This is a genomic window from Microbacterium sp. NPDC055455 (assembly GCF_053619935.1).
Window position 1 is genome coordinate 125,346 of sequence record NZ_JBSHLB010000002.1, and the last position, 19,811, is coordinate 145,156.

A 19,811-nucleotide genomic window follows, 5' to 3' on the forward strand; every position below is an offset into this window, starting at 1 on the left:
GCGCTGAGTAAAATCGGCTCGACGCGGGCCTCGCGGGCCCGCCGGAAGGAACAGACATCGTGACGGACGAGAATCAGAACGTGCAGGTCGACAGAACGGCAGCCGACGAGCCGCAGTACGGGGTGGGTCCGTTCTCGATAAGGGAGGTCGCACTCGTCGGCACCTGGCTCGTCGCGTTCGTCGTCTCGTTCTTCCCCATCATCGGCGAGCTCGGCGAGGGGCCGTCGGTGTGGACCCACGGGATCGACTGGGTGCTGACCATCGGCCTTCCCACCGTGGCGGTCTTCCTCATCGTGCTGCGCCGCCTCTCCCCGCAGGGCATCCGCCGCGTCGGCTCGCTCGGCATCGACCAGTTCGCGTCGGTGGCCTTCTCGGTCGCCGCCGTGACGTGGCTGAACATCCTGTGGCACTCCTTCGTCTCCCTCGCCGAAGAGCGCTTCTTCATCGCGACGTGGGTCGTGTGGGTCGAGTTCTTCCTCATGCTCGCCGGTGTGGTGCTGACCGTCGCCGCGCCGTTCATCGCCCCGTTCGCCCAGGACTTCCAGGGGCGCCCCGAGGCTCCGGCGCACCGCAACGCGCGGCAGGTCCGTCCGGTCACCCCGCGTCCGCCCGTCGAGCGCCCCGAGCGAGCGCCCGAGCAGCCCGAGCCCGCGCCGTACGATGCGACGGCCGCCGCGCCGTACCCGCCCGAGGCGTCGCCCTCCGCGTCCGAGGCGGCTCCGGCGGCGAACGAGCCGGCTCCGGCGTACGTGCCCGATCGCGAGGATGCGGCCGCCGCCCGCGGTGCCTCGAGCGCCGAGGCCACCACCACGGTGATCCCGGTCGACCGCGAGACGGATGCCGTCGCCGCGGACGACGCCGCCGCCGCGGACACGGCGCCCACCGTGGCCGAGCCGGTGCAGACGCGCGAGTCGTTCGAGCACGTCGAGAACCCGAGCTCCACGGTCGAGCCGGCGGCCGCGACGACGCCGCAGAGCCAGGCCTTCTGGGCGCTCGTGCCCGAGGAGCGCGACGTCGTCGACGAGATCGGCATCCCGGTGTTCCGCATCGGCCCGACCGCGTGGGCCCTCGTGATCGAGGACCGCGGTGACGCGTTCGTCGTCCGTCACGAAGACGGCCGCATCGGCTACCTGCACGACGTCTCCGGCGTCACGCGGGGCTGACGGCGCGACGACCGATCCCGCGGCGACCGCGCGATACCGTAGAAGGATGCTCCGGACGATCGACCTGCGGGGACGCACGCTGTCTCCCGCGGAACTCCTCGCCACCGTTCCCCGCGCCGCCGCCGCCCGCGAGGAGGCGCTCGCCACCGCGGCGCACATCGTCGACGACGTCGCGGCGCGCGGCGAAGCAGCTCTCCGCGAGCAGGCCGAGCGCTTCGACGGGGTGGCCGGCCACGACCTCCGGGTGCCGGCGGAGCACCTCGACGAGGCGCTCGCGGCGCTCGATCCCGCCGTCCGCGCGGCACTGGAGGAGGCCATCCAGCGCGTGCGGAAGGCATCCGCCGCGCAGGTGCCGTCGCCCTCGGTGACCGAGCTCGGCCCGGGCGCACGGGTGACGCAGCGGTGGCAGCCGGTCCGCCGCGTCGGCCTCTACGTGCCGGGCGGCAAGGCGGTCTACCCGTCGAGCGTCGTCATGAACGTCGTCCCCGCGCAGGTCGCCGGCGTCGCCGAGATCGCCCTGGCCTCGCCGCCGCAGCGCGGATTCGGGGGCCGCGTGCACCCGGTGATCCTGGGGGCCGCGCGCCTCCTCGGCGTCACCGAGGTCTATGCGATGGGAGGCGCCGGCGCGATCGGCGCGCTGGCGCACGGCGTGCCGGCGCTCCGCCTCGAGCCCGTCGACGTCGTCACCGGTCCCGGAAACAACTTCGTCGCCGCCGCCAAGCGCGCCGTGGCGGGCCTGGTCGGGACGGATGCCGAGGCCGGCGCCACCGAGATCCTCATCGTCGCGGACGACAGCGCCGACGCCGACCTTGTCGCCGTCGACCTCATCAGCCAGGCCGAGCACGACGAGCAGGCCTCTGCCGTGCTCGTGACCACGTCGGAGCGCCTCGCGCAGGACGTGGTCGCCGCGATCGCGCCGCGCGCAGCGGCGACCCGCCACGCGGAGCGTGTGGCGGCCGCGCTCGGTGGACCGCAGTCCGCGATCGTCCTGGTCGACGACCTCGCCGCCGCGACCGCGTTCAGCAACGCGTACGCCCCCGAGCACCTCGAGCTGCACGTGACCGACCCGCGCCCGCAGGACTTCGTGCACGCCGGGGCCGTCTTCGTGGGCGCCGACTCGCCGGTGAGCCTCGGCGACTACCTGGCGGGGAGCAACCACGTGCTGCCGACCGGCGGGCAGGCGCGCTACTCGGCGGGGCTCTCCGCCGCCACGTTCCTGCGCCCGCAGCAGGTGATCGAGTACGACCGCGGGGCGCTGGCGGCCGTCCGCGACGCGATCGTCACCCTCGCCGAGGCGGAGGCGCTCCCCGCGCACGGCGAGGCGATCACCGCGAGGTTCGGCGCTCGGCAGGGCCAGGAGCCCGTCGTCGAGGACCCGGCGTAGGCTGTCTGCACCATGCACTGCCCCTTCTGCCGTCACGCCGATTCGCGGGTGATCGACTCCCGCACGAGCGACGACGGGCTCAGCATCCGTCGCCGTCGTCAATGCCCGCAGTGCGGGGGCCGGTTCACCACCGTCGAGACGGCGAGCCTGAACGTCATCAAGCGCTCCGGCGTGATCGAGCCGTTCAGCCGCGAGAAGGTCATGTCGGGGGTCCGCAAGGCCTGCCAGGGCCGCCCGGTGACCGAGGCCGACCTCGCGGTGCTCGCGCAGACCGTCGAGGAGAGCATCCGCCAGACCGGAGCGTCGCAGCTGGATGCGAACGAGATCGGGCTGGCCATCCTGGGTCCGCTGCGCGACCTCGACGAGGTGGCCTACCTGCGCTTCGCGAGCGTCTACCAGGCGTTCGACTCGCTGGAGGACTTCGAGTCGGCGATCGAGCAGCTCCGCGTCGACCACGGACGCGCTCCCGCGCGCGCCGAGGGCGTCGCCGGGGACTGACCGCCGAGGCCCGGAGTGCCGAGCCGATAATCTAGGGGGGATGTATCCCCTCCTCTTCCGCACCGTGCTGTCGCGCATGGATCCCGAATCCGCCCACCACGCCGCGATGCGGGTCATCCGGGTGCTCGGCGTGCCGCCGTTCTCATGGGCCGCCCGTGCGGTGACGCGCCCGGCGCTGGAGCTGGCCACCACCGCGCTCGGCCTCCGGTTCGACTCGCCGTTCGGCGTGGCCGCCGGATTCGACAAGGACGTGAAGGGCGCCGCGGGGCTCTTCGCGCTGGGATTCGGGCACGTGGAGGTGGGCACCGTCACGGCCATCCCGCAGGAGGGCAACCCGCGACCCCGGCTCTTCCGACTCATCCCCGACCGCGCCGTCGTGAACCGCATGGGGTTCAACAACCACGGGGCGGAGGCGGCCGCGGACCGCCTGCGCAAGCTGCGTGCACGCAGGCGCCGTGGCGTGATCGGGGTCAACATCGGCAAGAGCCGCGTGGTCGAGGTGGCCGACGCGACCGCCGACTACGTGCGCAGTGCGACGCTCCTGGCTCCGCTCGCGGACTACCTCGTCGTGAACGTCTCGTCCCCGAACACGCCCGGCCTGCGCGGCCTGCAGGCCGCCGAGACGCTGCGTCCGCTCCTGGAGGCGGTCCGCGAGGCGGCCGGCGCGACCCCGCTGCTGGTGAAGATCGCCCCCGATCTGCCCGATGACGAGATCGTCGCGATCGCCGGGCTCGCCGTGGACGCGGGCCTCGCCGGCATCATCGCCACCAACACGACGGTCTCGCGCGACGGGCTGATCACAGACCCCGGGACCGTCGCCGCGGCGGGTGAGGGGGGAGTGTCGGGTGCGCCGCTGAAGGTGCGCTCGCTCGAGGTGCTGAGGCTGCTGCGTGCGAGCATTCCCGCGGACTTCTGCGTCATCTCGGTCGGCGGCGTCGAGACGGCCGCCGACGTGCAGGAGCGGTTGGATGCCGGTGCCACGCTCGTGCAGGGCTACACGGCGTTCCTCTACCGCGGCCCGCTCTGGGCGCGTCAGATCAACCGCGGGCTCGTCGGGCGACGCTGAGCGCGCTGGGCCGGGGAGGCGCCTCGCTCAGGCGGGCTTCTGGCCGCGCTTGACCTGCGGCTTGGGCAGCCGGAGGAAGCGCATCTGGACGGTGCGCATCGCGGCGTACCAGCCGAGGCCCTTCTCCATCTTGTCGGCGCCGAACTTCTTCTTCACGGCGCGCTTGACCGAGATCGAGGTGATCACCATGTCGCCGATGACGAAGAGGATGAAGATCCACAGACCGACGAACGCGTAGTACTGCAGCGCGGCGAGGGGCAGGAACGTGGCGAGGATGACGAGCACCATGGCCGGCATCACGGCCTCACCGAGGTGCCACCCGGCGTCCACCCAGTCGCGGGCGAACTTGCGCTGGGCGCCCTGATCGCGCGCCGGGAGGTAGCGGGGGTCGCCGGCCGCCATGCCGAGACGGGCCTTCTCGCGCTGGGCGGCGAGGTCGGCGCGGGCGCGGGCCTTCGCCTCCTTCGTGTCGGGCACGAGCGGCCGCTTGCGGGCGGCCTCCCGCTCGGCGCGGGACGGCGTGGCGCGGCCCTTGCCGGCGGGCGTGCCGTTCAGGACGGTTCCCTCGCTGGGAGCGTCATTCGGAACGGGGGCGGAGTTCTTGGCCACGGATCATCCTCGAGTGCGGAGAAGGGGTGCACTTAAGATTACCCGCATGACCTCTGAGCTCTCCCGACAGGATGCTGTGCGTGACGCGGCGGCCTCCGGCATCCCCTCCGCCCTGGCCGATCTCGGCACCCTCGTGCGCATCCCCTCCATCGCCTTCCCCGGATTCGACCCGGCAACGGTGCAGCGCAGCGCCGAGGCGGTCGCCGAGCTCGTTCGCGAGACCGGGCTGTTCGAGACCGTCGAGATCCGCCGCGCGACCATCCCGGAGACGGGGGAGCAGGGCAACCCCGCCGTGCTGGCGACGCGCGCGGCCCGCAACGGCCGCCCGACGATCCTGCTCTACGCGCACCACGACGTGCAGCCCGTCGGCGACGAGGCGCTCTGGGAGTCGGCGCCGTTCGAGCCCACGGTGCGCGGCGGCCGTCTCTACGGGCGCGGCGCCGCCGACGACAAGGCCGGCATCATGGCGCACGTCGCCGCGCTCCGCGCGCTCAAGGAGGCGCTGGGCGAGGACTTCGACCTCGGGGTCGCACTCTTCTTCGAGGGCGAGGAGGAGGCGGGATCCCGCTCCTTCGCCCAGTTCCTCTCGGACAACGCCGCCGCCCTGCGCGCCGATGTGATCGTGGTGGCGGACTCCGGCAACTGGGACGACAAGACGCCGGCGCTCACGGTGTCGCTGCGCGGCAACACCCGGTTCACGCTGCGCGTGCGCACGCTCGAGCATGCATCCCACTCCGGGATGTTCGGGGGAGCGGTGCCCGACGCCATGATGGCGACGGTGAAGCTCCTCGCGACGCTCTGGGACGCCGACGGCGCGGTCGCCGTCGCGGGCCTGACCGAGCGGGATGCCGAGACCCCTCCGTACAGCGAGGAGACCCTGCGCGACGAGGCGGGCCTTCCCGACGGCGTCTCGCCCGTCGGCCGCGGAACGATCCTCGGCCGCATCTGGAACAAGCCGTCGATCACGGTGACGGGCATCGACGCGCCGAGCGTCGTGAACGCCTCGAACACGCTCACGCCCGAGGTCTCGGTGGTCATCAGCGCTCGCATCGCCCCTGGGCAGCCGGCGCGCGAGGCCTACGCCGCCATCGAGGCGCACCTGCGCGCACACGCGCCGTTCGGCGCGCAGCTGGAGTTCAGCGACCAGGACTACGGAGACGCCTTCCTCGTCGACACGAGCGGCTGGGCCGTCGCGGCGGCACGCGAGGCGCTCCACGAGGGCTACGGGGTCGCGCCGGTCGACATCGGCGTGGGCGGGTCGATCCCGTTCATCGCCGACCTCGTGCGCGAGTTCCCGGGTGCGCAGATCCTCGTCACCGGCGTGGAGGACCCGCACTCGAAGGCGCACAGCCCCAACGAGTCCCTGCACCTGGACACGTTCCGCAACGCGGTGCTCGCGGAGGCGCTCCTGCTGGAGAAGCTCGACGGCCGGACCCCGCACGAGGGGTAGGCCGCGGGCCGCCGCACCGCAAACCGGGGTCGCGGAGCCTCCTCCCGGCGGGCGCGCGTACAATCGAGGCATCCCGCCGCCGATCGCCTCGGCGGCCCGTCCGGAGGAGTGCCATGACCGACACCGCACTGACGACCGAGCAGACCGCCCGCGACCACGGTGTGCTGCTGACCGATGCCGCCGCCGGAAAGGTGAAGAGCCTGCTCGAGCAGGAAGGACGCGACGACCTGCGTCTGCGCGTCGCCGTCCAGCCGGGCGGATGCAGCGGCCTGATCTACCAGCTCTACTTCGACGAGCGCTATCTCGACGGCGACAAGACGGTGGACTTCGACGGCGTCGAGGTCATCATCGACGACATGAGCGTCCCGTACCTCGACGGCGCCACCATCGACTTCAAGGACACGATCTCGGAGCAGGGCTTCACGATCGACAACCCGAACGCCGCCGGCTCGTGCGCGTGCGGCGACAGCTTCCACTGAGTCAGCGCCGACCGGCGGTCGGCTGAGGATCCGAGCACTTCGCGGCGGGTCCGGTGCGCCTTTTTATGGCGCCCGGGCCCGCCTTTTTCGTCTCCGCACGCCGATTCAGCCTGAGTGAATGGCCTGAATGGCCTGGGCGCTTGCCCTAGACTTGCAGGAGTCCTGTTCGTGATCGGAAAGGTGCAACGTGCCTTCGAAACGCCGTATCCGCTGGGCCGTTCTCCCGCTCGGGATCGCGGCGGCTGCAGTCCTCGCCGGATGCACCCCGACCGAGCTCAACGGCTTCCTGCCCGGGTTCACCGAAGACGGCCAGGCGGCCACGAACCGCACCGACATGGTGAGCGGGCTCTGGGTCAACTCGTGGATCGTGCTGCTCGTCGTGGGCGTCATCACGTGGGGTCTCATGGGCTGGGCGGCGATCGCGTACCGGCGTCGCAAGGGCCAGATGGGACTTCCGGTCCAGCTGCGCTACAACATGCCCATCGAGATCTTCTACACGGTGGTGCCGCTCATCCTCGTGATCGGGTTCTTCGCATTCACCGCGCGCGACCAGACGATCCTCGAGACGCAGTACGACGACCCGGACGTCGAGATCACGGCGATCGGCAAGCAGTGGTCGTGGGACTTCCAGTACGAGGGCGAGTCCGAGGACGACACGGTGTGGACCATGGGCGTCCAGGCCGAGACCGACGAGCGCGGCGACGTCGTCAGCGACCTGCCGACACTGGTCCTCCCCGTCGACCAGACGGTGAAGATCAAGCTCCAGTCGCGCGACGTCATCCACTCCTTCTGGATCATCGACTTCCTGTACAAGAAGGACATGTACATCGGGAAGGACAACTACTGGTCCTTCACACCCACCCGCGAGGGCAGCTACGCCGGCAAGTGCGCCGAGCTCTGCGGCGAGTACCACTCCATGATGCTGTTCAACGTGGAGGTCGTGAGCGAGGCCGAGTACGACGAGTACCTCGCGACGCTCCGCGACGCCGGCCAGACCGGCGACATCAACGACGCCTACGACCGCCTCCAGAACCTCCCGGGCACGGGATCGGGCGAGGCGTCCGAGGAAGAGGGAGACAACTGATCATGGCGACGACGCTTCCGCTTCAGGAACCGACGCAGGGTCGCCCGACCACCCTGCCGCCGCGTCAGGCTGCGCTGCTCAGCGCCACGCGCGTCGAGGACAAGGGCAACATCATCGTCAAGTGGATCACCTCCACCGACCACAAGACGATCGGCTACCTCTACCTCATCTCGTCGGTCCTGTTCTTCCTCCTCGGCGGGGTGATGGCGCTGATCATCCGCGCCGAGCTGTTCGAGCCGGGGATGCAGATCATCCCGACCAAGGAGCAGTACAACCAGCTGTTCACCATGCATGGCACGATCATGCTGCTGATGTTCGCGACGCCGCTGTTCGCGGGCTTCGCCAACGCGATCCTGCCGCTGCAGATCGGCGCCCCCGACGTCGCCTTCCCGCGCCTGAACGCGTTCGCATTCTGGCTGTTCCTGTTCGGCTCGACCATCGCGGTCGCCGGCTTCCTCACCCCGCAGGGCGCCGCGTCGTTCGGCTGGTTCGCCTATCAGCCGCTCGCGAACGCCTCGTTCTCGCCCGGCGCCGGCGGCAACCTCTGGATGCTCGGGCTCGGCATGAGCGGCTTCGGCACGATCCTCGGTGCCGTGAACTTCATCACGACGATCATCACGATGCGCGCGCCCGGCATGACCATGTGGCGGATGCCGATCTTCTCGTGGAACACGCTGGTCACCAGCATCCTGATCCTGATGGCGTTCCCCGTGCTCGCCGCGGCGATCCTGGCCGCCGCCGCCGACCGCGTGCTCGGCGCCCACATCTACGACCCGCAGAACGGCGGCGTGCTGCTGTGGCAGCACCTGTTCTGGTTCTTCGGCCACCCCGAGGTGTACATCATCGCGCTGCCGTTCTTCGGCATCGTGTCGGAGATCTTCCCGGTCTTCAGCCGCAAGCCGATCTTCGGCTACAAGACGCTCGTCTACGCGACGATCGCCATCGCGGCGCTGTCGGTCGCCGTGTGGGCGCACCACATGTACGTCACCGGTGGAGTGCTGCTGCCGTTCTTCGCCCTCATGACGATGCTCATCGCGGTGCCCACGGGCGTGAAGATCTTCAACTGGATCGGCACGATGTGGCGAGGCTCGGTGACGTTCGAGACGCCGATGGTGTTCGCGCTCGGCTTCCTGGTGTCGTTCGTGTTCGGCGGTCTCACCGGCGTCATCCTGGCGTCGCCGCCGCTGGACTTCCACCTGTCCGACTCGTACTTCGTGGTCGCGCACTTCCACTACGTCGTGTTCGGCACCGTCGTGTTCGCGATGTTCGCCGGCTTCTACTTCTGGTGGCCCAAGTGGACGGGCAAGATGCTGAACGAGCGTCTGGGGTACGTCCACTTCTGGATGCTCTTCATCGGGTTCCACATGACCTTCCTCATCCAGCACTGGCTGGGCGTGGACGGCATGGTCCGCCGCTACGCCGACTACTCGGAGGCGGACGGCTGGACGTGGCAGAACCAGGTCTCGACGGTCGGTGCCATCCTCCTCGGCGCCTCGATGATCCCGTTCCTGTTCAACGTGTGGATCACCGCCCGCAAGGCGCCGAAGGTGACCGTGAACGACCCGTGGGGCTATGGGGCATCGCTCGAGTGGGCGACCTCCTGCCCGCCGCCGCGCCACAACTTCACGTCGATCCCGCGCATCCGCAGCGAGCGTCCCGCGTTCGACCTGAACCACCCCGAGGCGGGCATCCCCGTGGGCGTGGGGCCGGCCAAGGACGCTCCCGAAGCCCCGACTGTCGACCTCGCCGAGGGAGAGGTGAAGTAAGTGCGTACCAACGCCGGACTCTGGTGGCTGCTGTCCGCCTTCTTCCTCGTCGTCGCGGTGGTGTACACCGCGTGGAACCTGCTGTCGCACTGGGACACCAACGCCACCGGCGGCCAGCAGATGTGGGAGACGGTCACCCTCTCGATCGAGTGGGTCGGCAGCATCGCCCTGCTGTTCACCGCCTTCATGGCCGCGCTCATCGCGTTCTACGTGGGCAAGGTGCACAAGGCGCAGGGCGGTGAGCTGCCCGAGGACCTGCTCACGGCGGACATCGACGACGGCGACCCCGAGCTCGGCGAGTTCAGCCCGTGGTCGTGGTGGCCGATCGTCCTGGCGTTCTCGGCGGCTCTCGCCATGATCGGCCTCGCGGTGGGCGCCTGGCTCATGCCGATCGGCATCGCGGTCTTCGTCGTCGCGATCGTCGGCTGGGTCTACGAGTACTACCGCGGCTACTTCGCCCGCTGATCCGGGATCAGCCGAACTGAGCGACTTCTCGCGCGACGTACGCGGGGTTCCGTCACCGACGGGACCCCGCGTACGGCTGCATGCGGCCGCATCCTCCGACATCGGCCCCCACCGGGCGGTGAACCAGGATGCGGCGTTCACGGCCCCCTGGGGCGCTGCCGTGGCGGACGGCGTCGGAGGCGGCCCCGCAGGCGACCTCGCCTCGGCCGCATTCGTCCACCGGCTGGCCGCCGGACGCGTCGGCGCTGTGGAGCCGGAGGCGCTGGCGACGAGCGTCCGGGCGGCGAACTGGGACCTGCGTGCGCACGTGGAGCGGGACGTGACCCTCAGCGGCATGGCCACCACATTCACCGGACTGTTCGTGTCGAGTGCCGGGGATCTCCTCCTGGCGCACACGGGCGACTCCCGTGCGTACCGGCTTCGGGACGCGGCGCTCGTGCAGCAGAGCCGCGACGACTCGCTCGTCCAGGCGCTGCTGGAGCAGGGGCTGGTGTCGGCGGAGGACGCGCTGGCGCATCCGCACCGGAACATCATCACGGCGTCGCTGGGCGGCAGGGAGCGCGACGCGGCCAGTGTCGACGTGCACGAGGCGCGCATCGGCGACAGGTGGATGCTGTGCAGTGACGGGCTCACCGACTACGTTCCCGAGGCCGAGATCCACGCGATGCTCGCCTGGCACGCCGATCCCGCCGTGGCCGCACGTGCGTGCGTGGAGCTGGCGCTGACCGCCGGAACGCACGACAACGTTACGGTCGTCGTGTGCGACGTGCTCCCGGACTCCGGGGCCGATGCCGGCGAGACGGCGGGCACGGCGTTCTACGGGGCCGCCGCCGTGCGCTTCATGGAGGGGCTGTAGGACGAGCCGCTACCCGGGGAGCGGTACGCTCAGCCGGCCACGGGCGCGCGCACGACCATGACCTGCGCGTCGAAGACGCGGGGGAGCGGGCCTTCGTCGTTCTCGACGGGCTGTCCTTCGCGGACCCAGTACTCGTAGCCGCCGATCATCTCCCTGACGCTGTACCCGAGCTTCGCGAACTCCACCGCGCCCTTCGCTCCGGCGTTGCAGCCGGGGCTCCAGCAGTACACGACGACAGGGGTCGACCGGTCGATCTCCTGCGGAGCACGCTCGGCGATCTCGCGGTAGGGCATGTGGACGGCCCCGGGAACGCGTCCCTGCGCCCACGCCTCGTCGCCCCGCACATCGACGAGCACGAACTGCTCGCCGGCCTTCTGGGCGGCGTACACGTCGGAGGCATCGGTCTCGAGGGCGAGTTTGGCGGAGAAGTACGAGAGCGCGTCGATCATGCTTCCACGCTAAGGCAGGCGCGCCGCGGCGGCCGTCCGGACGTCGGACACCGGCCGTGCGATTCCTGCCGTTCGAGACGAGGTGGCGTCGTCGCGCACCTATCAGGCCGACATGACGGATGCCCCGGCACGATCTGGGCGATCGTGCCGAGGCATCCGTCGGCGAAGCGTCGAGCTCTACGCGCCGGGCTCCTTCTCGCGGTTGCGCGGCGCCTTGGTGCCTGCATCCGGCTCGGGGACGATGACGTTCGAGGGGCGCACCGGGATCTCGCCGTGCTTGCCGTCATCGATCGGCTTGTGCGGGGCATCCGGCACACCGGCGCGCTCGTGGGCGCCCTGCAGCTCGAGGTCTTCCTCCGCCGCGATGTGCTCGAGGTCGTGGTGCTGGTGGGCCAGCGCCGCGTCCAGCTCGCTCTGCGTCACCGGGGTGAGGCGGTCCTCGAAGAACCAGCGCGAGATGGACGCGCGGAGGTTCTCGTGCCACGGAATGCGGCCCTTGGCGTTCGGACGCACGACGAGCGGCTCGTAGGAGTCGAAGTCGGCGAGCTTGAAGCGCTCGTACTCGTCGACCGGCTGGTGCACCTCGATGTACTCGCCGCCCGGGAGGCGGACGATGCGGCCCGACTCGTAGCCGTGCAGCACGATCTCGCGGTCCTTCTTCTGAAGGGCGATGCAGATGCGCTTGGTGACGAAGTACGCGATGATCGGGCCGATGATCAGCAGCACCTGGAGGGTGTGGATGACACCTTCCATCGTGAGCCAGAAGTGCGTGGCGATGATGTCGGACGAGGCCGCCGCCCACATGACCGCGTAGAACGTGACACCGGCCGCGCCGATGGCGGTGCGGGTGGCCGCGTTGCGCGGGCGCTGGGCGATGTGGTGCTCGCGCTTGTCGCCGGTCACCCACGCCTCGATGAAGGGGTAGATGATGACCAGCAGCAGGAAGATGCCGATGATGCCGAGCGGAACCAGGATGTTGAACGACCACGTGCGGTCGAGGAAGACGACCTCCCAGCCCGGCGGGATGAGGCGCAGCATGCCGTCCGCGAAGCCGATGTACCAGTCCGGCTGGGTGCCGGCGGACACGGGGGACGGGTCGTAGGGCCCGTAGTTCCAGATCGGGTTGATCGTGAACAGCGACGCGATGAGCACGATCACGCCGAACGTGATGAACAGGAAGCCGCCCATCTTCGACATGTACACGGGCATCATCGGGTAGCCGACGACGACGCTGTTGGTGCGACCGGCCCCCGCGAACTGCGTGTGCTTGTTGATCACCATCAGCATGAGGTGCACGACCAGCAGGGCCACCAGGATCGCCGGCAGCAGCAGGATGTGCAGGGTGTACAGGCGTCCGACGATGGCGGTGCCGGGGAACTCGCCGCCGAACAGCAGGAACGAGGTCCACGTGCCGATCAGCGGGATGCCCTTGACCATGCCGTCGATGATGCGCAGGCCGTTGCCCGACAGGACGTCATCGGGGAGCGAGTATCCGGTGAAGCCCTCGCCCATCGCCAGGACGAACAGGACGAAGCCGATCACCCAGTTGAGCTCGCGCGGCTTGCGGAAGGCGCCGGTGAAGAACACGCGGAGCATGTGCACGCCGATGCCGGCGACGAACACGAGCGCGCCCCAGTGGTGGATCTGGCGGACGAGGAGGCCGCCGCGCAGGTCGAACGAGATCTCGAGCGTCGAGGCCATCGCCGCCGACATCTCGATGCCGCGCATGGGCAGGTACGCGCCGTCGTAGTGCGTCTCGGTCATCGAGGCCTGGAAGAAGAACGTCAGGAACGTTCCCGAGAGCAGGACGACGACGAACGCCCACATCGCGATCTCGCCCAGCATGAACGACCAGTGGTCGGGGAAGATCTTGCGTCCGAGCTCCTTCACGAAGCCGGAGAGGCTCGTGCGCTCGTCGATGTAATTGGCGGTGGCGCCGATGAAGCGGCCGCCGAGAGGCTTGTCGCGCCCGTTCGAGGAGACGGGAGCGCCGGGAGCCTCAGGCTGGGTGACGGTTGGGGTGCTCAATGACGCTCCCAGAAGCTCGGGCCGACGGGTTCGGTGAAGTCGCTGCGCGCGACGAGGTAGCCCTCATCGTCGACGGTGATGGGCAGCTGCGGCAGCGGGCGGGCGGCCGGGCCGAAGATGACCTTCGCCTGGTCGGTCACGTCGAACTGCGACTGGTGGCAGGGGCACAGCAGGTGGTGGGTCTGCTGCTCGTACAGCGCGACCGGGCAGCCGACGTGCGTGCACACCTTGGAGTAGGCGACGATGCCGTCGTACGACCAGTCCTTGCGGTCCTCGGGCTCGGTCAGCTGCTCGGGGAGCAGACGGACGAGGAGGACGAGGGCCTTCGCCTTCTCTTCGAGGTAGCCCTCGCTGTGCGACAGCTCGGCCAGCGCCTCGGGGATGACGTGCACGGCGGAGCCGAGGGTCAGATCGGCGGCGCGGATCGGCTCGCCGGTCGGGTCGTGCGCGAGACGCATTCCCTCGGTCCACATGGTGTGCTCGAGGAGGAACACCGGGTCGCCCGCGTGCGGATGCTCGGGGGAGCTGAAGGGCGCGAGGCCGCGGAACAGCACGACACCGGGCACGATCGAGGCGGCCAGCGCGGCGAACAGCGAGTTGCGGATCATGACCCGGCGACCGAAGCCCGAGTCGGCGTCGGCGTCGGCGAACGCCTGGATGGCGGCCGCACGCGTCGTGTCGCGTCCGCGGGTCGCGTGGCGGGGCTCGACGAACTCCTTGTCGGACATGACGGCCTTCGACCAGTGGATCGCGCCGATGCCGATGGCCAGCAGCGCGAACGCGATGCCGAGACCGATGAAGAGGTTGTTCGCGCGGATGTCGACGATCCGCCCGCTCTCGATGGGGAACAGCATGTAGGCGGCGACCGCCCAGATGCTGCCCGCGATCGACAGGTAGAACAGGGTGTAGACCGTGCGGACCGCGCGCTTCATCGAAGCGGGGTCCTTGTCGGTCATCCGCTCGCGGTGCGGGGGGAGGCCAGGGTTGGTGACCGGGTCGGGGACCGCGACGGCGAGCCCGGGGGAGGGCTTCCAGGTAGCCCTCTCGTGCTCGAGCGGGTCGTCCACGTGGGCCATGCTGCTCCTCGTCAAGTGTTGCTGTGGTGTTCGTCGATCAGTTGGACTTCGCCGTGATCCACACGGTGATGGCGATCAGCGAACCGATCCCGAAGATCCAGATGAAGAGGCCCTCGGAGACCGGGCCGAGCGAGCCGAGCGAGAACCCGCCCGCGGACTCGTTGTCCTGCAGGTAGAGCAGGTAGGTGATGATGTCGCGCTTCTCTTCGGTGGTCAGCGTCATGTCGTTGAACACCGGCATGTTCTGCGGACCGGTGACCATGGCCGCGTACATGTTGAGAGGCGTCGTGGTGTGCAGTGCCGGGGCGTACTTGCCCTCGGTGAGCGCACCGCCGGCGCCGGCGACGTTGTGGCACATCGCGCAGTTGATGCGGAACAGCTCGCCGCCCTCGGCCGCGTTGCCCTCGCCGTCCAGGACCTCCTCGTCGGGGAAGGTCGGTCCGGGTGCGATCGACTGGATGTAGGCGCCGATCGCCTCGATCTGCTCGTCGGTGAACTGCACCGGCTTCTGCGGGGCCTGCGGCCCCTGCGCCTGCAGCGGCATGCGGCCCGTGCTCATCTGGAAGTGCACCGCCAGCTCGCCGACGCCGTAGAGCGACGGGCCGTCCTCGGTGCCCTGCACGTCGAGCCCGTGGCAGGTGGCGCAGTTGGCCTGGAACAGCCGCTCGCCGTCCTCGACGGTCAGCGCGGAGTCCACCGCGGTCTCGGTGGTCGTGGCGGCCATCGCGGCGGAGGCGCCCGCGTAGACGCCGCCGGTGATGAGCAGGCCGATGCCGATGAGCGCTGCGGCGGCCCAGGGGCTGCGGCGGCCTTTCGAGCGGCGCGTGGTCTCTCGTGCCATGTCGGGGTTCAGCTCCGCTCTCACTTGAGGAAGTAGATGACGAGGAAGAGGGCGATCCAGACGACGTCGACGAAGTGCCAGTAGTACGACACGACGATCGAGGACGTCATCTCTTTGCGCCCGAAGTTCTTGACGGCGTACGCGCGCCCGATGACGAGCAGGAACGCGATGAGGCCGCCGGTGACGTGGAGGGCGTGGAAGCCGGTGGTCAGGTAGAAGGCGGACGCGTAGGCGTTGGCCGTGATGGGCATGCCCTCGGCGACGAGCTGTGCGTACTCCCACACCTGGCCCGAGACGAAGATCGCGCCGAGCGCGAAGGTCAGCCAGAACCACTCGACCATGCCCCAGCCCAGCCAGCCGCGCTTCTTGGTCGAATACGGCTGGAAGCGCTCGGCGGCGAAGACGCCCATCTGGCACGTGACGGACGACAGCACGAGGATGATCGTGTTGACGGTCGCGTACGGGATGTTCAGAAGCTGCGTCTCTTCCGCCCACAGTTCGGGGGAGGTGCTTCGGAGGGTGAAGTAGATCGCGAACAGGCCCGCGAAGAACATCACCTCGCTGCCGAGCCACACGATGGTGCCGACAGCGACCGGATCCGGCCGCTTGACGGACCGCATGGCCTGGGAGTAGGTCGCTGTGGAGGTCGTCACGCTCCCCATTATGGCCGATTCGGGACGCAGAGTTCCGCACCGCGGACCATCTCTTCGGCCGGATGTGAAGTTAGGAGAACCTAAGAGTTCCCTGCGACTCTGCCCTGAACACGTGGTGAAGACGCGGAATCGGCGCCGCCGGGACGCCGTGTCACGAAAAGGTTCCGATTCACGGGCCCGGCTAGGCTTCTTCGTTATGGCGGAGTTGTACACCTGGCCGGCGATCCTGACCGCGCTCCTCGAGCGCCGCGACCTCAGCGTGTCGGAGTCGACGTGGGCGATGCGGCAGATCATGTCGGGCAGTGCGACGCCCTCGCAGCTGGCCGGTTTCCTGATCGCGCTGCGGGCGAAGGGCGAGACGGTCGACGAGATCGTGGGCTTCCGCGACGCGATCCTCGAGGCGGCCCTCCCGCTCCCCGTCGACGCCGCGGTGCTCGACATCGTGGGCACCGGCGGCGATCGCTTCGGCACGGTGAACGTCTCGACCATGGCCGCACTGGTGGCCGCGGCGTCCGGCGTCCCCGTGGTCAAGCACGGCAACAAGGCGGCGAGCTCGTCGTCGGGCTCGTCGGACGTTCTGGCCGCCCTCGGGGTCGACCTCGCGCTCCCGCCCGAGGCGGTGGCCGAGACGCTGTCCCGCGCGGGCATCACGTTCGCGTTCGCGGCGGCCTTCCACCCCGGCTTCCGTCACGCCGGCGCCACGCGCGCCGAGCTGGGCGTGCCGACCGTGTTCAACTTCCTCGGCCCGCTGTGCAACCCGGCGCGTGCGGAGGCCAACGCCGTCGGCGTCGCGCACCTCGACCGGGTGCCCCTCATCACGGGCGTCTTCCGCACCCGGGGGGCCACGGCGCTCGTCTTCCGCGGCGACGACGGGCTGGACGAGCTCACCACGACCGGCCACAGCCGGCTGTGGGAGGTCAGCCGCGGCGACATCCACGAGCACGACCTCGACCCGCGCGATCTGGGCATCCCGCTCGCTGACATCGACGACCTGCTCGGCGGCGACCCGGCGCACAACGCGAAGGTGGTGCGGCGCGTGCTCGACGGCGAGGCGGGCGCCGTGCGCGACATCGTGCTGCTGAATGCCGCCGCCGGAATCGTCGCGTACCGGCTGTTCCGCGATGCGACGCAGGTGCAGCGGCCCATCCTGGAGCGCCTGGCCGAGGCCCGGGACGACGCCGCGCTGGCGATCGACAGCGGCGCCGCGACGGCGACGCTCGACCGCTGGGTCGAGGCCACGCGGTCGTTCGCGGCCTGAGCCCCGGCGCGACCCCTCCCGGCGCGTGGTCTTCCGCGGCGCGCGGCGTCCCCGCTAACGTGTGGCGCAAGACGTCCCGTTCCGAGGAGGCAGCATGAGCCAGGTTGAGCCCCGCACCGCCGACGTGATCGAACCCCCCGAGAAGAAGGTCGGCCTCGTGAAGGCCGTGGGCATCCTCGGAATCGTCGGCGGAATCCTGCTGATCGTCGTGAGCATCATCGCCTGGATCGGCGTCACCACCCAGCTGACGGCCGAGAACATCACGATCCCCGATGACGCCGCGGCGTTCCAGGGGCAGCAGGTGACGGGGCCCTTCACCGCCTATGTGCAGGCCGACATCATCAACCAGCACGCGCTGGAGGCGTCCGGCGGGAAGACCTACGCCGAGCTCGAGCAGGACGACCCGGTGCGCGCGACGGTGATGCAGGCGTCCTTCCTCCGGGCGTCGCTCTTCACCTCCGTGGTCGCCTACGGGGTCGCCCTCTTCGCCGCCGGCATGGGAGTGCTGGCGATCCTGTTCGGGTGGGCGATCCACCGCCTCGCCGACGTCCCCGTCGTGATCAAGCGGGCGAATGTCGCCTGACCTCGCCCGCAGCCACGCGTGAACCCGCACGACGCGCTCACCGAGATCGCGACGCTGCTCGAGCGAGAGCGGTCGTCGCGGTACAAGTCCAAGGCGTTCCGGGCCGCAGCCGACGCGATCGCGGGGCTGAGCGACGAGGAGCTGCGGGATTCCGCATCGCTGCGCCGGCGCAAGGGCATCGGCGAGTCCACGTTCGCTGTCATCCAGCAGGCGCTGTCGGGCGAGGTGCCCGGGTACCTCGCCGACCTGCGGGAGCGCGCGGGGGTGCAGCGGACGTCGTCGCTGCGGCCCCTGCTGCGCGGTGACCTGCACTCGCACAGCGACTGGTCCGACGGCCTGACCTCGATCGACCTCATGGTGGCGGCCGCGCGGTCGCTCGGGCACGAGTACCTCGCCCTGACCGACCACTCGCCCCGGCTGCGGGTAGCGAACGGACTGTCGCCCGAGCGCCTGCGGGCGCAGCTCGAGGTCGTCGGGGGGATGAGCGGGGACGGGTTCACGCTGCTGTCGGGGATCGAGGTCGACATCCTCGAGGACGGCGCGCTCGACCAGGAGCCGGAGCTGCTGGGAGAGCTCGACGTCGTGGTGGCCTCGGCCCACTCGAAGCTGCGCATGGAGCGCGGGCCGATGACCAGACGCCTGGTCGCGGCGGCGCGCAACCCGCACGTGGACGTGCTCGGGCACGTCACCGGGCGTCTGGTGGAGGGCTCCCGCGGCACGCGCCCGCCCTCGACGTTCGATCCCCGCGCGGTCTTCGAGGCGTGCGCCGAGCACGGCGTCGCCGTGGAGATCAACTCGCGCCCCGAGCGGCAGGACCCGCCGGACGAGCTGATGGCGCTGGCGCTGGAGATCGGATGCCTCTTCTCCATCGATTCGGACGCCCATGCGCCCGGGCAGCTCTCGCTGCTGGACTACGGCGCCGAACGGGCGGAGCGGCTGGGCGTACCCGCCGAGCGCATCGTCACGACGTGGCCGCTGGAGCGGCTGCGTGCGTGGACGGGCCGCGACCGCTGACGGCAGCGCGACGGCTGACGGCAGCGCGACGGCTGACGGCAGCCCGACTGCTGCCTACAGCGCGTCCAGGGCGTCGACGATGCGCGTCATCGCGCTGGTGAGGGCCCACCGCTCGGCCAGCGCGGCGGCATCCGCTCTCGCGCTGTCGTCCAGGGGGCGCAGACGGGGATCGGGGACCTCGAGCGGCAGGTCGCGGACGACCGCGACCACCTGTGGTGCGACGGCCAGATAGGGCAGACCCGCCAGCACCTTGGAGCGCACCCCCGCCGACATGCCCTCGCCCGCCTGCGCGGCGGCGATGATGCCCTCGAGATCGCCGTGGGTCGCGAGCAGGCCGGCCGCGGTCTTCTCGCCGATACCGGCGACGCCCGGCAGTCCGTCCGACGAGTCGCCGCGCAGCGTCGCGTAGTCGGCGTACTGCGAGGGGAGGACGCCGTACTTCGCCACGACCGACGCGTCGGTGAGCACTTCGAGGTTGCTCATGCCCCGGGCGGTGTAGATCACGCGAGCGTCGCGTCCGTCGTCGACGAGCTGGAACAGGTCGCGGTCGCCCGTGACGATGTCGACGGGCATCGCGGCGGTCGTCGCGAGGGTGCCGATCACGTCGTCGGCCTCATGCGCCGGCGCGCCGACGATCCGGATGCCGAGGGTGTCCAGCGCCTCGCGGATCACCGGCACCTGCACCTCGAGGGGGTCGGGGACCACCTCGACGTCGGGCCCGCCGGCGACGACCTCGGCGACGCGGTGCGTCTTGTAGGTGGGGATGAGATCGACCCGCCACTGCGGCCGCCAATCGTCGTCCCAGCAGGCGACGAGGTGGGAGGGGCGGTAGGTGGACACGAGCCTCGTGATGATGTCGAGGAAGCCGCGCACCGCGTTGACGGGCGTGCCGTCTGGCGCCCGCACGGTGTCGGGGACGCCGTAGAACGCGCGGAAGTACAGCGAGGCGGAGTCCAGCAGCATGAGGCGTTCTGTCACGCGTTCATCCTCGCACGCGGGTCCGACGACGCGCCGACCGGGGCCGCGGCACGCGTCGTTCACCCGCCGGACCTCCGTCGGTCGCCTGCCGGCACCCGTCGCGTTCACGTC

Annotated in this window: 20 protein-coding genes; 13 read left to right on the forward strand and 7 right to left on the reverse strand. The window is 70.2% G+C overall.

What is annotated here, in order from left to right; all coding sequences use genetic code 11:
• Window positions 1-59: 59 nt before the first annotated feature.
• The 4 genes from ACWGUG_RS06950 to ACWGUG_RS06965 are packed head-to-tail and all read left to right on the forward strand — an operon-like array spanning window position 60 to window position 4,111.
• Complete coding sequence (locus ACWGUG_RS06950) at window positions 60-1,163, forward strand: hypothetical protein (RefSeq protein ID WP_452324277.1); 1,104 nt, start codon at window positions 60-62, stop codon at window positions 1,161-1,163.
• 46 nt (window positions 1,164-1,209) lie between these two features.
• Entirely contained in the window at window positions 1,210-2,547 is a 1,338-nt protein-coding gene (gene hisD / locus ACWGUG_RS06955) for a histidinol dehydrogenase (protein WP_452324278.1), read from the forward strand.
• A gap of 12 nt (window positions 2,548-2,559) precedes the next feature.
• The gene (gene nrdR / locus ACWGUG_RS06960) at window positions 2,560-3,045 is read left to right on the forward strand and encodes a transcriptional regulator NrdR (protein WP_336397803.1); all 486 of its coding nucleotides are present in this window, start codon (window positions 2,560-2,562) and stop codon (window positions 3,043-3,045) included.
• 40 nt (window positions 3,046-3,085) lie between these two features.
• Window positions 3,086-4,111, forward strand: coding sequence for a quinone-dependent dihydroorotate dehydrogenase (locus tag ACWGUG_RS06965; protein WP_452324279.1), 1,026 nt, complete (start codon window positions 3,086-3,088; stop codon window positions 4,109-4,111).
• Window positions 4,112-4,138: 27 nt separating this feature from the next.
• On the opposite strand, the gene ACWGUG_RS06970 is transcribed toward ACWGUG_RS06965, so the two are convergent.
• Window positions 4,139-4,720 carry a DUF3043 domain-containing protein gene (locus tag ACWGUG_RS06970; RefSeq protein WP_452324280.1) on the reverse strand — a complete coding sequence of 194 codons (582 nt, stop codon included), beginning with the start codon at window positions 4,718-4,720 and terminating at the stop codon, window positions 4,139-4,141.
• Window positions 4,721-4,766: 46 nt separating this feature from the next.
• On the opposite strand from ACWGUG_RS06970, the gene ACWGUG_RS06975 reads away from it, so the two are divergent.
• From ACWGUG_RS06975 to ACWGUG_RS07000, 6 genes are all read left to right on the forward strand, one after another.
• Window positions 4,767-6,170, forward strand: a complete 1,404-nt coding sequence (locus ACWGUG_RS06975) for a M20/M25/M40 family metallo-hydrolase (protein WP_452324281.1) — start codon at window positions 4,767-4,769, stop codon at window positions 6,168-6,170.
• Between the two features lie 113 nt (window positions 6,171-6,283).
• Complete coding sequence (erpA, locus tag ACWGUG_RS06980) at window positions 6,284-6,649, forward strand: iron-sulfur cluster insertion protein ErpA (protein WP_336397807.1); 366 nt, start codon at window positions 6,284-6,286, stop codon at window positions 6,647-6,649.
• Window positions 6,650-6,836: 187 nt separating this feature from the next.
• Window positions 6,837-7,733, forward strand: a complete 897-nt coding sequence (ctaC, locus tag ACWGUG_RS06985) for an aa3-type cytochrome oxidase subunit II (protein ID WP_336397808.1) — start codon at window positions 6,837-6,839, stop codon at window positions 7,731-7,733.
• 2 nt (window positions 7,734-7,735) lie between these two features.
• Complete coding sequence (gene ctaD, locus ACWGUG_RS06990) at window positions 7,736-9,499, forward strand: aa3-type cytochrome oxidase subunit I (RefSeq protein WP_336397809.1); 1,764 nt, start codon at window positions 7,736-7,738, stop codon at window positions 9,497-9,499.
• The gene (locus tag ACWGUG_RS06995; RefSeq protein ID WP_336397810.1) at window positions 9,500-9,964 is read left to right on the forward strand and encodes a cytochrome c oxidase subunit 4; all 465 of its coding nucleotides are present in this window, start codon (window positions 9,500-9,502) and stop codon (window positions 9,962-9,964) included.
• 118 nt (window positions 9,965-10,082) lie between these two features.
• Window positions 10,083-10,820, forward strand: a complete 738-nt coding sequence (locus ACWGUG_RS07000; protein WP_452324282.1) for a PP2C family protein-serine/threonine phosphatase — start codon at window positions 10,083-10,085, stop codon at window positions 10,818-10,820.
• Window positions 10,821-10,849: 29 nt separating this feature from the next.
• Here ACWGUG_RS07000 and ACWGUG_RS07005 read toward each other — a convergent pair whose 3' ends face one another.
• The 5 genes from ACWGUG_RS07005 to ctaE form a co-directional block, all read right to left on the reverse strand.
• Window positions 10,850-11,269 carry a rhodanese-like domain-containing protein gene (locus tag ACWGUG_RS07005; protein WP_378880521.1) on the reverse strand — a complete coding sequence of 140 codons (420 nt, stop codon included), beginning with the start codon at window positions 11,267-11,269 and terminating at the stop codon, window positions 10,850-10,852.
• A 177-nt stretch (window positions 11,270-11,446) separates the two neighbouring features.
• Window positions 11,447-13,297 carry a cytochrome bc1 complex cytochrome b subunit gene (gene qcrB / locus ACWGUG_RS07010; protein ID WP_452324283.1) on the reverse strand — a complete coding sequence of 617 codons (1,851 nt, stop codon included), beginning with the start codon at window positions 13,295-13,297 and terminating at the stop codon, window positions 11,447-11,449.
• Window positions 13,294-14,373 (reverse strand): cytochrome bc1 complex Rieske iron-sulfur subunit, encoded by a 1,080-nt coding sequence (gene qcrA / locus ACWGUG_RS07015; RefSeq protein WP_336397813.1) that lies wholly within the window; start codon window positions 14,371-14,373, stop codon window positions 13,294-13,296. Before qcrA ends, qcrB begins: the two co-directional genes overlap by 4 nt.
• Window positions 14,374-14,410: 37 nt before the next feature.
• Window positions 14,411-15,214, reverse strand: coding sequence for a cytochrome bc1 complex diheme cytochrome c subunit (gene qcrC, locus ACWGUG_RS07020; protein ID WP_336397814.1), 804 nt, complete (start codon window positions 15,212-15,214; stop codon window positions 14,411-14,413).
• Between the two features lie 20 nt (window positions 15,215-15,234).
• Window positions 15,235-15,876, reverse strand: coding sequence for an aa3-type cytochrome oxidase subunit III (gene ctaE, locus ACWGUG_RS07025; protein WP_336397815.1), 642 nt, complete (start codon window positions 15,874-15,876; stop codon window positions 15,235-15,237).
• A 187-nt stretch (window positions 15,877-16,063) separates the two neighbouring features.
• Between ctaE and trpD the strand changes: the two genes are divergently transcribed.
• From trpD to ACWGUG_RS07040, 3 genes are all read left to right on the forward strand, one after another.
• A complete protein-coding gene (gene trpD, locus ACWGUG_RS07030) occupies window positions 16,064-17,125 on the forward strand; it encodes an anthranilate phosphoribosyltransferase (RefSeq protein WP_452324284.1) in 1,062 nt (353 codons plus the stop codon).
• A 94-nt stretch (window positions 17,126-17,219) separates the two neighbouring features.
• A complete protein-coding gene (locus ACWGUG_RS07035) occupies window positions 17,220-17,708 on the forward strand; it encodes an aromatic ring-opening dioxygenase LigA (RefSeq protein WP_452324285.1) in 489 nt (162 codons plus the stop codon).
• Between the two features lie 18 nt (window positions 17,709-17,726).
• Window positions 17,727-18,722, forward strand: a complete 996-nt coding sequence (locus ACWGUG_RS07040) for a PHP domain-containing protein (protein ID WP_452324286.1) — start codon at window positions 17,727-17,729, stop codon at window positions 18,720-18,722.
• Window positions 18,723-18,776: 54 nt separating this feature from the next.
• Here the strand turns inward: ACWGUG_RS07040 and ACWGUG_RS07045 are convergent, their stop codons facing one another.
• Window positions 18,777-19,700, reverse strand: a complete 924-nt coding sequence (locus ACWGUG_RS07045; protein WP_452324287.1) for a 5'-3' exonuclease — start codon at window positions 19,698-19,700, stop codon at window positions 18,777-18,779.
• Window positions 19,701-19,811: the final 111 nt, after the last annotated feature.

Bases quoted from the DNA above. Each gene is read 5' to 3' on its own strand.
- qcrA (WP_336397813.1), bottom strand. From the start codon at position 14,373: ATGGCCCACGTGGACGACCCGCTCGAGCACGAGAGGGCTACCTGGAAG.
- erpA (WP_336397807.1), top strand. From the start codon at position 6,284: ATGACCGACACCGCACTGACGACCGAGCAGACCGCCCGCGACCACGGT.
- ACWGUG_RS07005 (WP_378880521.1), bottom strand. From the start codon at position 11,269: ATGATCGACGCGCTCTCGTACTTCTCCGCCAAACTCGCCCTCGAGACC.
- nrdR (WP_336397803.1), top strand. From the start codon at position 2,560: ATGCACTGCCCCTTCTGCCGTCACGCCGATTCGCGGGTGATCGACTCC.
- ctaE (WP_336397815.1), bottom strand. From the start codon at position 15,876: ATGGGGAGCGTGACGACCTCCACAGCGACCTACTCCCAGGCCATGCGG.
- qcrC (WP_336397814.1), bottom strand. From the start codon at position 15,214: ATGGCACGAGAGACCACGCGCCGCTCGAAAGGCCGCCGCAGCCCCTGG.
- hisD (WP_452324278.1), top strand. From the start codon at position 1,210: ATGCTCCGGACGATCGACCTGCGGGGACGCACGCTGTCTCCCGCGGAA.
- ACWGUG_RS06975 (WP_452324281.1), top strand. From the start codon at position 4,767: ATGACCTCTGAGCTCTCCCGACAGGATGCTGTGCGTGACGCGGCGGCC.
- ctaD (WP_336397809.1), top strand. From the start codon at position 7,736: ATGGCGACGACGCTTCCGCTTCAGGAACCGACGCAGGGTCGCCCGACC.
- ACWGUG_RS07035 (WP_452324285.1), top strand. From the start codon at position 17,220: ATGAGCCAGGTTGAGCCCCGCACCGCCGACGTGATCGAACCCCCCGAG.
- trpD (WP_452324284.1), top strand. From the start codon at position 16,064: ATGGCGGAGTTGTACACCTGGCCGGCGATCCTGACCGCGCTCCTCGAG.
- ACWGUG_RS06965 (WP_452324279.1), top strand. From the start codon at position 3,086: ATGTATCCCCTCCTCTTCCGCACCGTGCTGTCGCGCATGGATCCCGAA.